The organism is Micromonospora sp. MH33 (genome assembly GCF_003013775.1).
GTDB classification, from domain to species: domain Bacteria; phylum Actinomycetota; class Actinomycetes; order Mycobacteriales; family Micromonosporaceae; genus Micromonospora; species Micromonospora fulviviridis.
Map to the genome: position 1 here is coordinate 1 of NZ_MUYZ01000459.1, position 3552 is coordinate 3552.

Consider the following 3552-nt stretch of genomic DNA (forward strand, 5'->3'; position numbering starts at 1 on the left):
GCCGGCCAGACCGTCACCCTGAAGTTCACCGGCACCGAGGACGTCTCGCTGCAGACCTCGTTCGTCATCGACGACACCGCGGTCAACGTCTCCTGACCTGACCGCCCGACCCCGGGGCCCGGCAACCACCCCACGCGGGTGGTCGCCGGGCCCCGCCGCTACGGTCGCCACAGGACCGGCGGTACGAGGGGGAGACATGTCGGACGCGGAGCTGACCGTCACGGTGGCCGGGCCGGTGGCGACCGTGGTGATCCGGAACCTGGCGCGTCGCAACGCGATGACGCCGGCCATGTGGCGGCAGCTCCCGGTGCTGCTCGACGGCCTGGAGGCGGACCCGGCGGTGCGCGTGCTGGTGCTCACCGGGGCGGGCGGCACCTTCTGCGCCGGCGCCGACCTGGGCGACCTGGACGAGCTGCTGGAGGCCGGGGACGGCAGCATCGCGGTGGCCGCCGAGGAGCGGTTGGCGGCGTTCGGCCGGCCCACCGTGGCGGCGATCGAGGGCGCCTGCGTCGGCGGCGGCTGTCAGCTCGCCGTCGCCTGCGACCTGCGCTTCGCCGCGGCGGACGCCCGGTTCGGCGTACCCCCGGCGCGGCTGGGGCTGGTCTATCCCGCGCCGACCACCCGGCGGCTGGCCCGGCTGGTCGGGCCGTCCGCCGCCAAGCACCTGCTCTTCACCAGCGAGCTGGTCGACGCCGAGCGGGCGCTGCGGATCGGGCTGGTCGACGAGGCGCTGCCGGCCGACGCGCTGGCGGCCCGGGTGGCCGCGGTGACCACCACCATCGCCGAGCGCTCCCGGCTCACCGTGGCCGCGGCCAAGGAGATCGTCGACGGGCGGGCCGACGCCGACCGGATCGCCTGGTGGCACGGGCAGGTGCGGGAGAGCGGTGAGGCCCGCGAGGGGATCGCGGCGGTCACCGGGCGCCGGCCGCCGCGTTTCGGCTGGACCCCGCCGGCCGCCGGCTGAGGCGTCACGCCGTCCCCCACGACGGGACCGGCGGGCGCCGCGCCGGAGGCGTACCTCCGACGCGACCCCCTGTGCCCGCCGGCCGTCCGTCACCGCGCCAGCGAGGCCCAGCTCGGCGTCACCGGCTCCCGCCGCAGCGGCATGCCCGCCTCGGCCGGGGTCCGGTCGCCCTTGCGCTGGTTGCACCCGTAGCAGGCGGCAGTGGTGTTCACCCAGGTGTTCCGGCCACCGCGCGAGCGGGGCAGGATGTGGTCGATGGTGCTGGCCGGGCCGTCGCAGTAGGCGCACCGCCGGCCGTCGCGGCGCAGCACCCCGCCCCGGGACCAGGCCGGGCCGGCGCTGAACCGCCAGCGGGTCACCACGTACCGGACGAGGCGGACCACCCGCGGCATCGGGAAGACCCCGATCACCTGGTCCGGCTCGGCCTCGTGGATCTCGGCGACCCGGCGGCAGAGCATCCGGACCGCGTGCTGGACGGTGACCCGGTGCAGCGGGCCGAGGTCGGCGTTGATGACGAGGACGGCGTCCACCGGGCTCTCCCTTCACGATCGGTGGGTACGGCAGCAAAAAGCCGCCCGGTCCACGGGACCGGGCGGCGACGACGCGGACGCGCGGGCGCGTCAGTCGGGCCGTCCGGCGGGCGGACCTTCGGCTCGGCAGCCGTCGCTGAGCAGCCACGACGGCATCGTGGTGCGGTGTCGCAGCGACATCGACGGCTCCCGGAACGGTGGTTGACCTTGCGCGCTCACGGTAGATCCACGCCGGAAAGGCGGGCAACGTATTTCGATCCCCCGTCGGACGGGGGCCGCTGCCGGCCCGCACGCCCGGCGGCCCGCGCCGCCGCGAGCGGCCGGCCGATCCGGCCGGCCATCTGCACGACCAGCTCGCTCTCCAGCAGCGGCCGGTTCACCTCGGCGGCCACCGACAGGGCCGGTGTGGAAACCGACCGCCAGATCGCGGTCAGTCCGGCGCCCAGGCCGACCAGGGCCACCGCCGCCCGGGTGGTGGGGGAGCCGGCCGCGGCCGCGGCGCTCACCCCCACCACCGCCAGGAGCACCACCAGCAGGGGTACGAGCACCGGCCAGAAGATCCCGCGGGCCGCCTGCACCACGAGCTTCCGGTCCCGGATGATCAGGTTCCGGGCCACCACCGCCCAGTTCTCCTCGTCCAGCAGGTCCCGCGGGTGCAGGCCGCCGGTGAGCACGTCCCGCCACAGCTCGCCCTGGTTGCGCAGCTCGCGGGCCAGCTCGGCCAGTCCGGCCTCGCCCGGGTCGCCGACCGTGGCGCGGCCGACCGCCGCGGCCCAGGCGGCCAGCGAGCGGCGCACCACCGCCGCCGAGTACGGCGGCAGCACGCTGGCCAGCTCGTCCAGCCACCGGCTGATCTGGATCTGCCGCCCGCCGAACCGCCGGACCAGCTCGTCGGCGTCGCCGTGCCGGGCGGTGTCGGCGAGCGAGCGGCCGAGCCGGTACGCCAGCCCGACCCGGTGGTTGGTGGCCATCGTCCAGCGCAGCACGTCCACGTTCAGCTCGTCGAGGGCGAGCAGCAGCGGCTCCCGGTCGGGCCCCGTGGCGTCCCGGGCGGCGGCGGTGAACGGCACCGGACGGCCCGGCGCGGTGAGCGCGGCGATCTGTGCGAGCGCCACCTCGACCCCGTCCAGGTACATCCCGAGCCGGTGCCGGCCCGGCATCTCGGTCAGGTTGGAGAGCTTCGCCGGGGCGACCGCCGGCCGGTCGGCACCGTCGTCCAGGTCGGCGGTCTGCGCGTGGTGGTAGGCGTCCGCCATCGACCAGCCGAGCCGCAGGGCGGTGACGATGCACGCACGCTCGTCGCGGAGCGACCCGTACGCGTCGTCCCGCTGGTCGTCCACCCGCAGCGCGGTGCTCACCTGCCGACCTCCCGTGTCGCCGGAGCCAGTCGAGCCTAGAGCAGCTTTCCTCCGCTTATGACCGTTTCGGTCGGCGGCGGCCGGCCAGCAGGCCGCGCGGGCGGACCGAGCTGACCGGCTCGGCCGCCGCCCCCTCCGCCCGCAGGATGTGGTTGGCGGCCACGATCCCGGTCGCCGCCGACCGTTCCATCAACGCGCTCGGGAACTCGGTCCGGATGCCGTCGCCGGCCAGGTAGAGGCCGGCCGCGTCGGTGCGCACCCCCGGCCGCCCCGCGTGGCTGCCGGGGATGAACGCGGGCGCCTGCGCCTCGACCCGGGCGCGCAGCGCGCGTACCCGCAGGGCGGCCACCTCCGGCCAGAGCGCGGTCAGCTCCACCCGCATCCGCTCGGCCAGTTCCTCGGCCGGCACGTCCGGCTCGCAGGCGTACGCGTGCAGCTCGACCACCGAGCCGCCGGTCCGCCCCGCCCAGCGCCGCGGCTCGTCCTCCAGCCGGTGGTAGAGGGTCACCGAGTCCAGGGTGGGCTGGCGGGACACCCCGCTGAACACCGCCCGGTCCGGGCGCACGTCGCCGTCCATCCAGTAGCGCGCCACCGCGTACGGCGGGCCGGGCCGGCCGAACGCGGGCATCCGCGCCACCAGCTCGGGCGCCGCCGCGAGCAGGCCGGGGGAGGCGGCGACCAGCGCGGCGAGCGCCGGCGG

General features: G+C 76.7%; 4 protein-coding genes. 1 reads left to right on the plus strand and 3 read right to left on the minus strand.

Annotated elements, in window-relative coordinates; all coding sequences use genetic code 11:
• The first annotated feature begins 196 nt into the window (after positions 1-196).
• Positions 197-964: an enoyl-CoA hydratase/isomerase family protein gene (locus B0E53_RS34350; protein ID WP_107079703.1), complete on the plus strand. Its 768-nt coding sequence runs from the start codon at positions 197-199 to the stop codon at positions 962-964.
• 89 nt (positions 965-1053) lie between these two features.
• Here B0E53_RS34350 and B0E53_RS34355 read toward each other — a convergent pair whose 3' ends face one another.
• From B0E53_RS34355 to B0E53_RS38840, 3 genes are all read right to left on the minus strand, one after another.
• Positions 1054-1494 (minus strand): HNH endonuclease, encoded by a 441-nt coding sequence (locus tag B0E53_RS34355; RefSeq protein WP_107079704.1) that lies wholly within the window; start codon positions 1492-1494, stop codon positions 1054-1056.
• 215 nt (positions 1495-1709) lie between these two features.
• The gene (locus tag B0E53_RS34360) at positions 1710-2852 is read right to left on the minus strand and encodes a hypothetical protein (protein WP_107079705.1); all 1143 of its coding nucleotides are present in this window, start codon (positions 2850-2852) and stop codon (positions 1710-1712) included.
• A 55-nt stretch (positions 2853-2907) separates the two neighbouring features.
• Positions 2908-3552: FAD-dependent oxidoreductase (locus B0E53_RS38840; protein ID WP_348639689.1), on the minus strand; the 645-nt coding region annotated here is incomplete at its 5' end.

What these genes read in the sequence shown, in the direction of transcription:
- B0E53_RS34350 (WP_107079703.1), top strand. Translation starts at nt 197, where the DNA reads ATGTCGGACGCGGAGCTGACCGTCACGGTGGCCGGGCCGGTGGCGACC.